Source organism: Nitrogeniibacter aestuarii (assembly GCF_017309585.1).
GTDB classification, from domain to species: Bacteria; Pseudomonadota; Gammaproteobacteria; order Burkholderiales; family Rhodocyclaceae; genus Nitrogeniibacter; species Nitrogeniibacter aestuarii.
Genome location: NZ_CP071321.1, coordinates 304697 through 318744, shown reverse-complemented (window position 1 = coordinate 318744; position 14048 = coordinate 304697). Strand labels below are relative to the sequence as shown.

Annotated in this window: 16 protein-coding genes; 11 read left to right on the top strand and 5 right to left on the bottom strand. The window is 63.8% G+C overall.

Going from position 1 to position 14048, the window contains the following annotated elements; genetic code table 11:
* Positions 1-93: 93 nt before the first annotated feature.
* The 3 genes from mreD to J0W34_RS01445 all read right to left on the bottom strand — a co-directional run bounded on the left by mreD (position 94) and on the right by J0W34_RS01445 (position 2640).
* The gene (mreD, locus tag J0W34_RS01455) at positions 94-615 is read right to left on the bottom strand and encodes a rod shape-determining protein MreD (protein WP_227815237.1); all 522 of its coding nucleotides are present in this window, start codon (positions 613-615) and stop codon (positions 94-96) included.
* 7 nt (positions 616-622) lie between these two features.
* Positions 623-1531, bottom strand: a complete 909-nt coding sequence (gene mreC, locus J0W34_RS01450; protein ID WP_230970411.1) for a rod shape-determining protein MreC — start codon at positions 1529-1531, stop codon at positions 623-625.
* A gap of 65 nt (positions 1532-1596) precedes the next feature.
* Positions 1597-2640, bottom strand: a complete 1044-nt coding sequence (locus tag J0W34_RS01445; RefSeq protein WP_227815235.1) for a rod shape-determining protein — start codon at positions 2638-2640, stop codon at positions 1597-1599.
* Between the two features lie 160 nt (positions 2641-2800).
* On the opposite strand from J0W34_RS01445, the gene gatC reads away from it, so the two are divergent.
* The 9 genes from gatC (at position 2801) to J0W34_RS01395 (ending at position 10655) form a co-directional block, all read left to right on the top strand.
* Positions 2801-3088 carry an Asp-tRNA(Asn)/Glu-tRNA(Gln) amidotransferase subunit GatC gene (gene gatC, locus J0W34_RS01440; protein WP_227815234.1) on the top strand — a complete coding sequence of 96 codons (288 nt, stop codon included), beginning with the start codon at positions 2801-2803 and terminating at the stop codon, positions 3086-3088.
* A 33-nt stretch (positions 3089-3121) separates the two neighbouring features.
* Positions 3122-4576 (top strand): Asp-tRNA(Asn)/Glu-tRNA(Gln) amidotransferase subunit GatA, encoded by a 1455-nt coding sequence (gene gatA / locus J0W34_RS01435; protein WP_230970410.1) that lies wholly within the window; start codon positions 3122-3124, stop codon positions 4574-4576.
* Positions 4573-5157 carry a hypothetical protein gene (locus J0W34_RS22185; RefSeq protein WP_269144632.1) on the top strand — a complete coding sequence of 195 codons (585 nt, stop codon included), beginning with the start codon at positions 4573-4575 and terminating at the stop codon, positions 5155-5157. The genes gatA and J0W34_RS22185 overlap by 4 nt, the downstream gene beginning before the upstream one ends.
* Before the next feature lie 57 nt (positions 5158-5214).
* Positions 5215-6675, top strand: coding sequence for an Asp-tRNA(Asn)/Glu-tRNA(Gln) amidotransferase subunit GatB (gatB, locus tag J0W34_RS01420; protein WP_230970408.1), 1461 nt, complete (start codon positions 5215-5217; stop codon positions 6673-6675).
* Positions 6676-6706: 31 nt separating this feature from the next.
* Complete coding sequence (locus J0W34_RS01415) at positions 6707-7207, top strand: DUF3617 domain-containing protein (protein WP_230970407.1); 501 nt, start codon at positions 6707-6709, stop codon at positions 7205-7207.
* Positions 7207-7647, top strand: a complete 441-nt coding sequence (locus tag J0W34_RS01410) for a DUF1499 domain-containing protein (protein ID WP_227815230.1) — start codon at positions 7207-7209, stop codon at positions 7645-7647. Before J0W34_RS01415 ends, J0W34_RS01410 begins: the two co-directional genes overlap by 1 nt.
* Before the next feature lie 9 nt (positions 7648-7656).
* The gene (locus J0W34_RS01405; RefSeq protein ID WP_227815229.1) at positions 7657-8460 is read left to right on the top strand and encodes a class II glutamine amidotransferase; all 804 of its coding nucleotides are present in this window, start codon (positions 7657-7659) and stop codon (positions 8458-8460) included.
* Between the two features lie 90 nt (positions 8461-8550).
* Positions 8551-8967 (top strand): HIT family protein, encoded by a 417-nt coding sequence (locus tag J0W34_RS01400; protein WP_230970406.1) that lies wholly within the window; start codon positions 8551-8553, stop codon positions 8965-8967.
* Between the two features lie 98 nt (positions 8968-9065).
* The gene (locus J0W34_RS01395) at positions 9066-10655 is read left to right on the top strand and encodes a hypothetical protein (protein WP_227815227.1); all 1590 of its coding nucleotides are present in this window, start codon (positions 9066-9068) and stop codon (positions 10653-10655) included.
* Here J0W34_RS01395 and phoR read toward each other — a convergent pair.
* Entirely contained in the window at positions 10633-11916 is a 1284-nt protein-coding gene (gene phoR / locus J0W34_RS01390; protein ID WP_269144644.1) for a phosphate regulon sensor histidine kinase PhoR, read from the bottom strand. The genes J0W34_RS01395 and phoR overlap by 23 nt on opposite strands.
* A gap of 78 nt (positions 11917-11994) precedes the next feature.
* The gene (phoB, locus tag J0W34_RS01385) at positions 11995-12705 is read right to left on the bottom strand and encodes a phosphate regulon transcriptional regulator PhoB (RefSeq protein ID WP_227815226.1); all 711 of its coding nucleotides are present in this window, start codon (positions 12703-12705) and stop codon (positions 11995-11997) included.
* A gap of 160 nt (positions 12706-12865) precedes the next feature.
* Between phoB and J0W34_RS01380 the strand changes: the two genes are divergently transcribed.
* Positions 12866-13291, top strand: a complete 426-nt coding sequence (locus tag J0W34_RS01380) for a gamma-butyrobetaine hydroxylase-like domain-containing protein (protein ID WP_230970404.1) — start codon at positions 12866-12868, stop codon at positions 13289-13291.
* 5 nt (positions 13292-13296) lie between these two features.
* Positions 13297-14034: a bifunctional demethylmenaquinone methyltransferase/2-methoxy-6-polyprenyl-1,4-benzoquinol methylase UbiE gene (ubiE, locus tag J0W34_RS01375; protein WP_227815224.1), complete on the top strand. Its 738-nt coding sequence runs from the start codon at positions 13297-13299 to the stop codon at positions 14032-14034.
* The last annotated feature ends 14 nt before the right edge of the window (positions 14035-14048 follow it).

The window sequence follows — 14048 nt, the reverse complement described above, 5'->3', positions numbered from 1 at the left end:
GGGCGTGGGGCCGTCCGCGCGCCCGCTCGGCCGCCCGAAAGGCGCGCGCCGCCCCCTCGGGGGGCAGCGAACCCGGTGAGCGTGGGGGCCCATCTAGATCGGCCGGTTGTCATCGCGCTCTTCGGGCTGATACTGGGGCAGCAACAGCACGAAATGCAGCGGCATCCACAACACGGCCGCCGTGAAACTACCGGTGAAGTACCACCAGCCGGGGAATTCCGCACCGGCCGCCAGACGCACCAGTACCATGACCAGTTGCACGCCCAGCAACAGGGGCAGGATCTGCACCGACTGCTGAATCGGTCCGAACCACAACACCCGGCGCGCCAGTGCATTGGCACCATAAGCGAGCAATACATAGGCCAGCGCGTGCTGCCCCATGGCCGCCCCGTACGCGACATCGGTCAGCACACCGAAAACGAAGCCCGTACCCATACCGACGAGCAAGGGCTCGCGCACGCACCAGAACGCCAGCACCAGCGCCAGCCAGTCGGGGATCCCCGGCAGACGGCCGGTGGGAATAAAGTTCAGGCCGAGGGCAACGATGAGCGAGAAGTAGACGAACCACAGGCGGACCGGGCGCAGGATTCGTCGTGATCGATTGGTCGGTTGCATGGTGTCCCTATTCCTTGGCCGGCACAGCCTCACCGGCCGCTGCGTCCTCGGGGGCGGAATCCGCCGACGCCTCCTGGGGAGCCAGCGGTACGGCACGGGCCAGGATCAGCACCTGCGAGGTCTGGCCCACCCGGGCGATCGGCTCGCAGGTGATCAGCGCAAAGGCCTGTCGTGTGCGATCCACCGCCACCACCTTCGCCACCGGGATACCCGACAGATACACGTCATCGAGGCCGGAGGTGACAAGCAGGTCGCCCGGCTCCACATCGGCATTGGCCAGCAGGTAGCGAAGCTCCAGGCGGCCGTCGCCCGCCCCGTAAACGACCCCACGCTGCCCGGTACGTTCCACCCGCACCGGCACAGCCTGCCCCTTGTCGGTCACCAGGGTGACCTCGGACTGAATCGGATACACCCGCGTCACCTGACCGACCATGCCGAGTTCATCGACCACGGCCTGACCCGCACCCACATCGTGCTGGGCGCCACGATCGAGAATCACCTTGCGCGTAAAGGCATCACGGGCTTCGTAAAGCACATCGGCCGCAACGGATTCGACGCCGACACGCTCCGACATGGTCAGCAGCGCACGCAGGCGGGCGTTTTCACGTTCAAGTTCGGTCTGGCGCAGCAGGCGATCGGCGTCAGCAAGGGCCTTGCGGCGCAACTGCCGGTTCTCGCCCTGCACTTCGACGAGCGTAGCGAAATAGCGGGAGGCATTGGAGAGGAATTCCACCGGCGCGGCGGCAGCAATCTCGAGCGGATAGAGCACCACCGAGACGGTCTTGCGGACCACTTCCAGGTAACGGAACTGGAGGTCGGCAACCAGCATGCCCAGACAGATACAGACGAGCAGGAAGAGCCGCACCAGCGGTGCGGGGCCACGGCGGAATATCGGAGGAGGCTGATGACCGACCACGTGGCGACGTCAGGTAAGGCAAACAGGGCGGATGCGCCGGGATCGGCGCATCCGGGAACACAAGATCACTCTGAAGTGAAGATGGAACCGAGCTTGTCCATCTTTTCCAGCGCCATGCCGGAGCCACGGGCCACGCAGGTAAGCGGCTCATCGGCCACGATCACCGGCAGACCCGTTTCTTCCATGAGCAATCGATCCAGATCGCGCAGTAGCGCACCACCGCCGGTCAGCACCATGCCGCGCTCGGCAATGTCGGCGCCCAGCTCGGGCGGCGTCTGCTCGAGCGCGATCTTGACGGCAGAGACGATCTGATTGAGCGGCTCGTTGAGCGCTTCGAGGATTTCGTTGGAGGAAATGGTGAAGCTGCGGGGAATACCCTCGGCCAGGTTGCGGCCCTTCACTTCCATCTCCTTGACTTCGGAGCCCGGGAAGGCAGAACCGATTTCCTTCTTGATGTTCTCGGCCGTGGTATCGCCGATGAGCATGCCGTAGTTGCGGCGGATGTAATTGACGATGGCGTCGTCGAACTTGTCGCCCCCCACGCGCACCGAGCCGGAATACACCATGCCGCCCAGGGAGATCACGCCCACTTCCGTGGTGCCGCCCCCGATATCGACCACCATGGAACCGGTCGCATCGGCCACCGGCAGGCCGGCACCAATGGCGGCAGCCATGGGCTCTTCGATGAGGTAGACCTGGCTCGCGCCGGCAGCGAGGGCTGCATCACGAATCGCCCGGCGCTCGACCTGGGTGGAGCCGCAGGGCACGCACACGATGATGCGCGGGCTCGGCGAGAACAGGCGGGAGTCGTGCACCTTCTTGATGAACTGCTTGATCATCTGCTCGGTAACGACGAAGTCGGCAATCACGCCGTCCTTCATGGGGCGGATCGCGGTGATGTTGCCCGGCGTCTTGCCCAGCATCTGCTTGGCGGCGTGACCGACGGCCTGGATGGTTTTCTTGGCATTGGGGCCGCCCTCGGTGCGAATGGCAACGACAGACGGCTCGTCCAACACAATGCCCTTGGCGCGCACGTAAATCAGGGTGTTGGCAGTACCCAGGTCAATCGCAAGGTCATTGGAAAAATACGAACGCAAAAATCCAAACATGGAAGTCCCGAAAAGTCCTTTGGGGGTTGCGTAAGGCCTCATCGCTGGTCTGTCCGGCAGGTATCGCAGCAGACAGCACGAGAACGAGATCAGGCCCTAGTGAACATAAACGATTATGATAACCTACAAACCCTTGTGATTTAAGCAGGTTTATCTCGTCATGTCTCTTTCGCTCGAAGAGGTCCATAAGATTGCCCGGCTCGCCCGTATCGAGCTGGCCGACGGCGAGGCACAGGACACCCTCGACAAGCTCAACAACATCTTCGGCCTGATCGAGCAGATGCAGGCGGTGGACACCACCGGCATCGAGCCCATGTCGCACCCGCAGGACGTGGCACAGCGCCTGCGAGACGACGCGGCCACCGAAGAGAATCGGCGCGAGGCCTTCCAGGCGGTCGCTCCCCAGACCGAAGCCGGGCTGTATCTCGTCCCCCAGGTCATCGAATAACCCGGGCGCATGCCCCGGCGCACGAAGCACATCATGATCCAATCCAGTCTCACCGAACTTGCCGCTGCCCTGCAGGGCAAGCTGGTCTCCAGCGTCGAACTGACGCGGGCCTGCCTGTCACGCATCGACGCCCTCAACCCGACCCTCAACGCCTTCATCACGGTGGACCACGAAGGTGCGCTAGCGGCGGCACGAGCGGCCGATGAACGCATCGCAGCGGGTCACGCCGGCCCGCTGACCGGCATTCCGCTCGCCCACAAGGACGTCTTCTGCACCGAGGGCCTGCGCACCAGCTGTGCCTCGAAGATGCTCGACAACTTCGTGAGCCCCTACGACGCCCATGTGGTCAGCCAGCTCAAGGCAGCCGGAGCGGTCTTGGTCGGCAAGACCAATATGGACGAGTTCGCCATGGGCTCGTCCAATGAAAACACGCACTACGGCCCGACGCGCAATGCCTGGCAGCAGGACCGCGTTGCAGGCGGCTCATCGGGTGGTTCGGCCGTCGCCGTGGCGGCGCGCATGGTCCCCATGGCCACCGGCACCGACACGGGCGGCTCCGTGCGCCAGCCGGCCGCCATGAACGGCGTCACCGGCATCAAGCCCACTTACGGCGTAGTCAGCCGCTACGGCATGATTGCCTACGCATCTTCCCTTGATCAGGGTGGCGCCTTCGGTCGCAGCGCTCAGGACTGCGCCCTGCTGCTCTCGGCCATGGCCGGCTTCGATCCGCGCGATTCGACCAGCATCGACCGGCCCGCCGAAGACTACACCCGCGATCTCGACAAGCCACTGGCCGGCCTGCGCATCGGCCTGCCGACCGAATTCTTCGCTGACGGCATGGATGCCGACGTGCGCCTGGCCATCGACGCGGCCATCGCCAAGTATCGCGAACTGGGCGCCACCACGGTGGAAGTCAGTCTGCCCAATGCCAAGCTGGCGATCCCGGCGTATTACGTGATCGCCCCGGCAGAGGCCAGCTCCAACCTGTCACGATTCGATGGCGTGCGCTATGGCCACCGTGCCGAGGGCTATGACAGTCTGGAGAGCATGTACGAGAAGAGTCGCGCCGAAGGCTTCGGCGCCGAGGTGAAGCGCCGCATTCTGGTGGGCACCTACGTGCTTTCACATGGCTACTACGACGCTTATTACCTCAAGGCCCAGAAGCTGCGCCGACTGATCGCGCAGGACTTCCAGAAGGCGTTCGAACAGTGCGACGTCATCGCCGGCCCCACCAGCCCGACGGTGGCCTGGGCCATCGGCGAGAAGAGCGACGACCCGGTGCAGATGTACTTGCAGGATATCTACACCATCGCCGTCAACCTGGCCGGCCTGCCGGGCCTCTCCCTGCCCTGCGGCACGGGGGCGAACGACCTGCCCGTGGGCCTGCAGCTGATCGGCAACTATTTCGATGAAGCGCGCCTGCTGCAGGCTGCCCATGGCTTCCAGCAAGCCACGGACTGGCACCTGCGCTCGCCGGAGCTGGGGTGATCTCGAGCCGCGCCAGCCGCCATCTCAGCCTGGTTGCGCTGGCAGCCGGGCTGGCCGCTTGCGCATCGCCCCTGCCCCCCTATCGACCCGCACCGGAAACACCGCCCCCCGTGGAGCCCCCGCTCCCGGAGGCCCAGGGCCCGCAACTGCGGGATCTGCCCCCGGCGCCACTGGCCAAGACACCACCAGCGCCCCCGGCGCCGCGTGCCGGCCGCCCCACCCGCGCCATGACGGCAAAGCCGATCACGCTCGCCATGCGCTGCGCGGCCATGGATGAGCGCAAGCACACCGTGCAGGCTGATGTGGACGTGCGTGGCGGCCAGGTGCGCTACCTGCGCACGCGCCTGGCACAGCCCAGAGGCAGCTGCGAATTCGCACTGCCCGATTTCGCACAGACCAAAGCCATGCCCAGCATCGAACTGCGGGACCGTCGAGGCTCGGCGTGCGTGCTGCGCATGTGGGAGCAGGGCCCTCAGGTGGTGCTCGCCTATCACGGCTGCGAGTCGTACTGTCAGCCGGGCCAGGCGTTCGGCGACATGCTGCCGGTGCTCTTCGACCGTCGGGTCGGGCGCTGCGATTGATGAACAATGCGTGTCGGCACCGGCCGGCACTTTGATGGAAAGACAGAGCAAAACACCATGAGTCGTCAGGATTGGGAAGTCGTCATCGGGCTGGAAATTCACGCCCAGCTCAATACCGCCTCCAAGATTTTCTCGGGCGCCAGCACAGCCTTCGGCGCAGAGCCCAATGCACAGGCCTGCGGCGTGGACATCGCCCTGCCCGGCGTGCTGCCGGTGCTCAACAAGGGTGCCGTCGAGCGCGCCATCCGCTTCGGCCTGGCCATTGGCGCGGAAGTGGCCAAAAAGAGCGTGTTCGCCCGCAAGAACTACTTCTACCCCGATCTGCCCAAGGGCTACCAGATCAGCCAGTTCGAGCTGCCCGTGGTGGTCGGCGGTCAGGTGACCGTTCAGGTCGGCGAGGGCGACAACGCCTACGAAAAGACCATCAACCTGACCCGCGCCCATCTGGAAGAAGATGCCGGCAAGAGCCTGCATGAAGACTTCCACGGCATGAGCGGCATCGACCTCAACCGTGCCGGCACGCCCCTGCTCGAGATCGTCTCGGAACCCGACATGCGCTCTTCGGCCGAAGCCGTCGCCTACGCCCGCGCGCTGCACACCCTGGTGCGCTGGATCGACATCTGCGACGGCAACATGCAGGAGGGCTCCTTCCGCTGTGACGCCAACGTGTCGGTGCGCCCGCGCGGTCAGGAAGAATTCGGCACCCGACGCGAGATCAAGAACCTGAACTCCTTCCGCTTCCTGCAGCAGGCGATCGACTACGAGATCCAGTGGCAGATCGAGCACATCGAGGACGGCGGCACAGTGCAGCAGGCCACGGTGCTGTTCGACCCGGACACGGGCGAGACGCGCGTGATGCGTACCAAGGAAGACGCCCACGACTACCGCTACTTCCCGGACCCCGATCTGCTACCGCTGGTGATCACCGACGAAGAGATCGAGCGCGCCCGCGAAATCATGCCCGAGCTGCCGGCGGCCATGCGCGCACGCTTCGTGAGCGACTGGGGCCTGACGCCCTATGACGCGCAAACACTCACCGCAAACCGCGATATCGCCGCCTACTTCGAAGCCACAGTCGCCGTCGCCGGCGACAAACTCGCCAAACCCTGCGCCAACTGGGTCATGGGTGAGCTGGCCAAACGCCTGAACAAGGAAGAACTCGAACTCGTCGACGCGCCCCTCAAGCCGGGCCAGCTGGCCAAGCTGGTGATGCGCATTGGTGATGGCACCATCTCCAACAACGCCGCCAAGAAGGTCTTCGAAGCGCTGTGGAGCGGCAACGGTAATGACGTGGACGCCATCATCGAGGCCGAAGGGCTCAAGCAGATGAACGACACGGGCGAGCTGGAGCGCATCGTCGACGAAGTGATCGCCAACAACGCCAAGAACGTCGAAGAATTCCGCGCTGGCAAGGAAAAGGCACTCAACGCCCTCGTCGGGCAGGTGATGAAGGCGTCGCGCGGCAAGGCCAATCCGGCACAGGTCAACGAGTTGCTGCGCGCCAAACTGGCCGGCTGAACTCGGACACCGGCGCCACAGTCCAATGCACATGAAAACGACTCTGGGCCTGCTGCTCTCGCTGACCTCGGCCATCAGCCTCGCCGCCACCGACCTGCCCCAGCGCAAGGCCGGCCTCTGGGAACATCGGGTCCAGATGTCCCAGACCGGCGGTTTCACCCACGCGGTGCACGTGTGCACCGACGGCAGCCTCGACGACATGGCCATCCAGCAAGGGGTATCGAACTGCAGCAAGCTGGACATCCGCCAGGAGGGTGACCGCATCACCGTCGAATCCGTGTGTCAGGCCGGCGGCAGTACCGCCACCAGTCGCGGGAGTTTCAGCGGTGATTTCACCAGCCACATTGCCGGGCAAGTGCTCACCACCTTCTCGCCGCCACTGAACGGGATGCAACAGAACACCACCCGCATCGATGCCCGGTGGTTGGGCCCCTGTCAGGCCGGCCAGCAACCGGGGGACGTGATCATGCAGGGCCTGCCCGGCGGCATCAACCTCAATGAGCTCATGAAGCGGATGCCCGGCGCGCGCTGATGGCCTCGCGACTGCTCCTCAGCCTCCTGCTCTGCGCTTCGACCATGTCCGCTCACGCCTATACCAGCTGCCACGGCACCACCATCGACAATCCGGCAGAGCAGCTCATGCCCTGCCCCGACACCCCCAACTGCGTATCGACCGACCACGCCAAGTCGAACCGACGCCTGCCGGCACCGACCGATGTTTCCCTGGCACAAGTGCGTCGCGCAGTCGAAGCCGAGGCACGCAGCAGCATCGTCGCTGAAGGCGACAACTGGCTGATTGCCCATTTCAAGTCGCGTCTGTTCGGCTTCGTCGATGAAGCCCACTTCATCTCCCGCCCGGACGGCTCACTGGCCATGCGCAGCGGTGCCTGTTCGGGCTACTGGGATATGGGGGTCAATGGCCGGCGCATTGAGCGCTTGCTCGAGCGCGCCCGTGAGGACCAATCCCCCTAGGAGACCGCCATGTGCCAACTCCTCGGCATGAACTGCAATACGCCGACCGACATCTGCTTTTCCTTCACCGGCTTTCAGGCACGGGGCGGCCTGACGGATCACCACCGGGACGGCTGGGGCATCGGCTTTTTCGAAGGCGATGGTTGCCGGGTGTTCGTGGATTCACGACCCAGCGTCGACTCCCCCGTGGCCGAGCTCGTCCGCCACTACCCGATCCGTTCCCTCAACGTCATTGCTCACATCCGCAAGGCCACCCACGGACGCATCGCGCTGGAGAACACCCATCCGTTCATCCGCGAATTGTGGGGACAGTACTGGCTGTTCGCCCACAACGGCGACCTGAAGGCGTTCGCCCCAAACTACTCCGGCCGGTTCCTGCCCGTGGGCGACACCGACTCCGAGCGGGCGTTCTGTCATATCCTCGACACGCTGGCCCAGCGCTACCCGAAAGTACCGCCGACACTCGACGTGCTTCATGCCGACCTGGTCGGACTGGCCGCCGACATCGGCGCCCACGGGGAATTCAACTTCCTGCTCTCCAACGGTCGCTGGCTGTTCGCCCATTGCGCTTCGCGCCTGGCCTACATCGTCCGCAAGGCCCCGTTTGCCGAAGCTCACCTGATGGACCAGGATGTGAGCGTGGATTTCAGCGACGTCACCACGCCAGACGACCGGGTGGCAGTCATTGCCACCACCCCTCTGACCGACAATGAAGCGTGGACCACCATGCTGCCGGGCACGTTGCTGAGCTTCGAGAACGGCCAGGCGCACGCCTTCGGCAACAACACAACCCGCCCCTTCATCAAGGAATAATTCACACGCCCGCCGTGACCAGTCGTCACACGCATGGCACCAAAGCCCGTCATACTATCGGGCCCAAGCCATTCAGACCTGCGAACGATCATGACCTGCCCCCTGTGCCGGACCGAAGGCGAGAACATCCTCTGGCAGGATGAGCACTGTCGAATCATCCGCGTCGAGGACGCCGACTATGCCGGCTATTGCCGGGTGATCTGGACTGAGCATATGGCCGAAATGACCGATCTTGATCCGGCGGGCCGCGATCTGATCATGCGCCGTGTCTTCGCACTGGAAGGGGCGATGCGCGAATGCTTCAGGCCGGCGAAGATCAATGTGGCGAGTCTGGGCAACATGGTTCCCCACCTGCACTGGCATGTCATCGCCCGCTTCGAGGACGATGCCCACTTTCCGGACCCGATCTGGGCCGCACGCCGTCGGGCGCCGGCAGATCAGCCGCAGGTTGACGATGACACCCTGTGCCGCGCCCTCGGCATCTGGATTGGCCGAATGGATGATTGATTCATGCCGCGACGCACGTCATGATGTGAAAAACAATAAACCCGCCTCGTTACGCGCGACACACCCGCAGCGAACGACATGGACGACAAAGCCTTGCCATGAACTACCATGATCCCAATGTCGCGCTCGACCTGATCCGCCACGCCAGTCCGATGGACGTCGCGGACACGCATGCCACGCTGGCACGCATCATCAATGACATGCACGACAAGCCACCCGCGCCCGATCGGCATTTCGAGGTGCTGGAGGCTGCGCGCTCCAACGTTGCCCTTGTTCAGGAAGCTCTGTCGCGCCGTTATGCCGAGCATCCGCTGCCCCCCAATGATCGCGGCGAGAATACCCTTCAGCAGGTCGTGAGTCTGTGGCGCGACCTGTCGCGCTCTTACGCACTAATCACGCAGCGCGACGCGACCACCGGCGTTCTGGTGGCGCAGCGCCCCATCCTCTATCAGCGCCGGCTCCACTACGCCGGCCTGGCCTTGCTTGAATTTTTCCGCGCGCACCGATCCATCCCGCCCGGCCTGTGGCTTGATTTTCACGCCGGTTACGCGGTGGCCGAACAGCAGAATGTGGCCAAGACGCGCGTGGCAGACCCGCTCAACGACGTGTGGAAAGCGCAAAGCAGTGTCGAGGCCTATGTGGCCGTGCTGCTGGTCGATCTGGCCAATCCGTTCGGCCGCAGTCAGCGGGAATTTGACTGGGTCTGTCGCTGGGCACAGCGCTTTGCGCCTTACTGTGCCCTGCACCAGCCTGGCGAGGGTGAAAAACCCGGCACCTACGCACTCGATCTGAGTCGGGACCATGGATTACGCCCACTGGCCACACTGGCCCAGTCGGAACATGTCCGCCGCTTCGACGGGACCCGGCTCGCCGGTCAGATCCAGGCGGTACTGACCCAGTTCAAGCAGGGCGTCACCCCCAGCTCGCTGGGGCTGGGTGACGATTGCACCACTGAGTCGGGCGGCCGGCTGCTCCTCTCCCTGTACCGCCCGTGGGGCCTCGCCTCGGCTGGCCGCCGCTACACCCGGCGCATCTCGCGCGGACGCCTCGAGCTTTGCGCGGAGTGGGACGCCATCGGCTTCTACATCCTCGGCAAACCCTTCGAGTCGCCCCGGCACTCGGTCTTCAACCCGGTTCAGACGGACATTGCCATGCTCACCTTCGGTGAGCGCGCCGACGAGATTCCGCAAGAAGACGACATGAAGCGCATTGCCATCGAGCGCGGCTACATCCCCCAGATCTGGGAGATCGTTGACCAGTCGGTCGGTGGCTTCCGCCTGCAGTGCCAGCCACGCGGGCAACGGCTGGAGCACCACCAGCTGGTGGGCATTCGCCCACCCGATGGCGAACACTACCTGCTGGCGCATGTCAGCTGGCTGATGTTCCGCGGCGACGGCGTCATGGAATTGGGCGTGCACACCCTGCCGGGGCTGCCCGAAGGCGTGGCCGTGCGGCTCGTCGGACTGCACAGCAATGCGCGCGACCCCTTCAAACTCGGCTTCCTGTTGCCTGCCGTGCCGGCACTCAAGACCCAGCCCGGCCTGATCGTGCCGGGTGGCTGGTTCCAGCCGCAGCGCATTGTGGAACTGAAAGTGGGCGAGAAAGTAATGCAGGCGCGTCTGACCAAGCTGGTCGCGCGGGGCAGCAACTTCGATCAGGTGGAATTTACGACGGTCGGTCGCAGCTGACGATGCGGGCAGCCGGCACGATCACGCAAAACTCGCTGCCCTGCCCCAATCTGCTGGAAATCTTCATCTCGCACTGATGGCGCGTGAGCACGTGCTTGACGATGGCCAGACCGAGGCCTGTTCCACCGGTCTCACGTGATCGACCACGATCCACCCGGTAGAAACGCTCGGTCAGTCGCGGGATGTGCTCCGGTGCAATGCCGATACCGGTATCGCGCACGCAGTATTTGCCCACACCGTTCTTGCCCAGTTGCCAACTGAGTGTCACGGTCCCGCCATCGGGCGTGTAGCGCACCGCATTGCTGGCCAGGTTGGCGAACGCACTGTGCAATTCCTTCGGGCTTCCCTGGCACTTGCAATCGCAATCGACTTCCACCACGACCGTGTGTCGCCCCCCGGAGAGCGCCTCGGTTTCGCGCCCGATCTCGCGGACGATGCCCCCGACGTCGAACAATTCTTCGGCAGGCTGGGGCGCCCCGGTTTCAAGCGCCGAAAGCGTGAGCAAATCGTTGATCAGGCGACGCATGCGACCGGACTGCTCAAGCGCAAGCCCCAGATAGTGGTTCCGATCGGCCAAATCCAGATCGTCTTCAGCGTCGATGACCGTCTCGAGAAATCCGCCCACCACGGTCAGCGGGGTGCGCAGTTCATGGGAGACATTGGCCACGAAGTCGCGCCGCATGGTCTCGAGCTTTTCGATGTGCGAGACATCGCGGGAGATCACCATCTTGCGGTGATCTCCAAACCGGATCACCTGCACCAGCAAGGCAGCCCCCTTGCGATGAATGGGGTGAAACAGGAATGGCTCGTCGTAGTGCCCCTTGTCCAGGTAATGCACGAAATCGGGCTGACGAACCAGATTGGTCACCTGGGCGCCACGATCGCGCTCCTCGTCGAGGCTGAAATCGATCGAGGCCTGGTAGTTCATCCATTCGATGGTCCCCGTGTGCGACAGGTACATGACACCGTCGGGCATGGCCTGGCTGGCCTCGCGGAAGCGGTCAAGCGCAGCACTCAGGCGCTCTCGCGCTTCGCTGGCCTGGCGGGAACGTCGATTCAGGTCGGAGAAAACGAAGTCCCACACCCCGAATGCATGCGGCAGCGGGGTACCGATGGGTTCATGCGTCCACTGGACGAGTTGCGTCAGGTACAGGTTGTGCCGCACCAGAATGAGCAGCACACCGATCGCGGCCACGATGGCGCCCACCAGCGGCGAGACGAGCAAGGCCACCGGCACGGCGAAAAGCGTGACGGCGGCCAGTGCAGTGGCAAAACCGACCCAGATGTAGCGGGATGATGCGCGAATGAAACAGCTCCGACGATGTCCGGCTCTCGCGAATTATCGCATTGCCTGCGCCACTTCTGTCTGGGCAGAGAGGCGATATCCGCTCCCACGGACAGTCTGGATCAGTCGATCATGCCCGGTGGGCTCGAGCGCACAGCGCAGCCGGCGAATATGCACGTCGACCGTCCGTTCCTCAACGAAGACGTGATCACCCCAGACCTGATCGAGCAACTGAGCGCGGGAATGGACCCGCTCGGGATGCGTCATCAGGAAATGGAGCAGACGGAACTCCGTCGGCCCGAGCGACAGGCTCTGTTCGCCGGCACTGATCCGGTGTGTGGCCGGATCCAGGCGAAGGCCACCGACCTCGACCGGGTCCTCGGTCGCCTGCGGAGCCCGGCGACGCAGCACTGCCTTGATCCGGGCAACCAGCTCACGCGGGCTGAACGGCTTGGTGATGTAATCGTCTGCACCGGTCTCGAGCCCCTGCACCTTGTCCTGCTCCTCGCCGCGGGCGGTCAGCATGATCAGAGGGATGTCCCGAGTGCGCTCCTCGGCGCGAAAACGCTTGGCCAGCTCGATGCCGGACATGCCCGGCAACATCCAGTCGAGCAGGATCAGGTCCGGCAGTGCATCGCGAACGATCCGCAGCGCGGTTTCCGCATCCGAGGCGCGCACGACATGATGGCCGGCCCGGCCAAGGTTGGCCGCGATCAATTCCTGGATCGCGGGTTCGTCTTCTACAAGCAAAATATTGGCTGCCATTCGATCAAACTCCAAAACATGCGCACAGTCTATTGCAGGTATTTGACGGTTTCATGACGCGTCACCGTTCTGCAACACGTGATCATCAAGGCGGACGATGTGCGCATCGCGGTATCATTGACGCTTACTGAAACGAACACAATGATCAAGGATCGACACCATGGCTGGATTGGACGCCGGCACCCCACTGCCGACCGATATCGTGCTGCATCAGCAGTCACGCGTCCTCGAAGTGGCTTTCGACAACGGCGCACGTTATCGCTTTCCCTTTGAATTCCTGCGTGTCTACTCTCCCTCGGCAGAGGTTCGCGGGCACGGACCCGGTCAGGAAACGCTCCAGAGCGGCAAGCGCAACGTGATTCTGAACGAGGTTGAACCGGTCGGTCACTATGCGCTCAAACTGGTGTTTTCTGACGGGCATGACAGCGGCCTGTATTCCTGGGACTACCTCGTCGAGATTGGCGAACAACAGGATGCACTCTGGGACGACTATCTGGCGCGCCTGGAAGCCGCCGGTGCCGACCGGGACGTCGACACCACAACACCGCCCAAGCCCGCCGGGGGCTGCGGCAGCAAGGCGCACTGAACAGCATGGACGACAAAACCACACATTTCGGTTACGAAACGGTTGCTGAATCCGAAAAGGCCGGGAAGGTTGCCGGCGTCTTTTCCTCGGTCGCCAGCAACTACGACATCATGAACGATCTGATGTCCGGCGGACTGCATCGGCTGTGGAAGGCATTCACCGTCCGCGTGGCCAGCGTCAAGGCAGGCGACCGGGTGCTGGACGTGGCAGGCGGCACCGCCGATCTGTCGATGGCCTTCGCCAAGCGGGTCGGCCCAAGCGGCCAGGTCTGGCTGACCGATATCAACAATGCCATGCTGACGCATGGCCGGGACCGCACCATCGACCACGGACTCACGCTCCCGGTTGCCCAGTGCGACGCCGAGAAGCTTCCGTTTCCGGACAATCACTTCAACCTCGTCACGGTCGCGTTCGGTCTTCGCAACATGACTCACAAGGACCTGGCGCTGGCCGAGATGCGCCGGGTGCTCAAGCCGGGTGGCCGCCTGCTGGTGCTTGAATTCTCCAAGGTACACAAACCGCTCGCGCCCGCCTACGACCTGTATTCGTTCAAGATTCTGCCGTGGTTGGGCGCCAGGGTCGCCGGCGATGCCGACAGTTACCGCTATCTGGCCGAGTCGATTCGGATGCATCCCGATCAGGATAGTCTGAAGACAATGATGGAATCTGTCGGCTTTGATCGTGTCGACTACTTCAACCTCACCGGGGGCATCGTCGCCCTGCATCGAGGTTACAAATTATGAGTTCGGTGGCCAGG

Bases quoted from the DNA above. Each gene is read 5' to 3' on its own strand.
- gatA (WP_230970410.1), top strand. From the start codon at position 3,122: ATGATCCAATCCAGTCTCACCGAACTTGCCGCTGCCCTGCAGGGCAAG.
- J0W34_RS01415 (WP_230970407.1), top strand. From the start codon at position 6,707: ATGAAAACGACTCTGGGCCTGCTGCTCTCGCTGACCTCGGCCATCAGC.
- mreD (WP_227815237.1), bottom strand. From the start codon at position 615: ATGCAACCGACCAATCGATCACGACGAATCCTGCGCCCGGTCCGCCTG.
- J0W34_RS01395 (WP_227815227.1), top strand. From the start codon at position 9,066: ATGAACTACCATGATCCCAATGTCGCGCTCGACCTGATCCGCCACGCC.
- J0W34_RS01400 (WP_230970406.1), top strand. From the start codon at position 8,551: ATGACCTGCCCCCTGTGCCGGACCGAAGGCGAGAACATCCTCTGGCAG.
- gatC (WP_227815234.1), top strand. From the start codon at position 2,801: ATGTCTCTTTCGCTCGAAGAGGTCCATAAGATTGCCCGGCTCGCCCGT.
- J0W34_RS01445 (WP_227815235.1), bottom strand. From the start codon at position 2,640: ATGTTTGGATTTTTGCGTTCGTATTTTTCCAATGACCTTGCGATTGAC.
- ubiE (WP_227815224.1), top strand. From the start codon at position 13,297: ATGGACGACAAAACCACACATTTCGGTTACGAAACGGTTGCTGAATCC.
- gatB (WP_230970408.1), top strand. From the start codon at position 5,215: ATGAGTCGTCAGGATTGGGAAGTCGTCATCGGGCTGGAAATTCACGCC.
- J0W34_RS01405 (WP_227815229.1), top strand. From the start codon at position 7,657: ATGTGCCAACTCCTCGGCATGAACTGCAATACGCCGACCGACATCTGC.
- J0W34_RS01410 (WP_227815230.1), top strand. From the start codon at position 7,207: ATGGCCTCGCGACTGCTCCTCAGCCTCCTGCTCTGCGCTTCGACCATG.
- phoB (WP_227815226.1), bottom strand. From the start codon at position 12,705: ATGGCAGCCAATATTTTGCTTGTAGAAGACGAACCCGCGATCCAGGAA.
- J0W34_RS01380 (WP_230970404.1), top strand. From the start codon at position 12,866: ATGGCTGGATTGGACGCCGGCACCCCACTGCCGACCGATATCGTGCTG.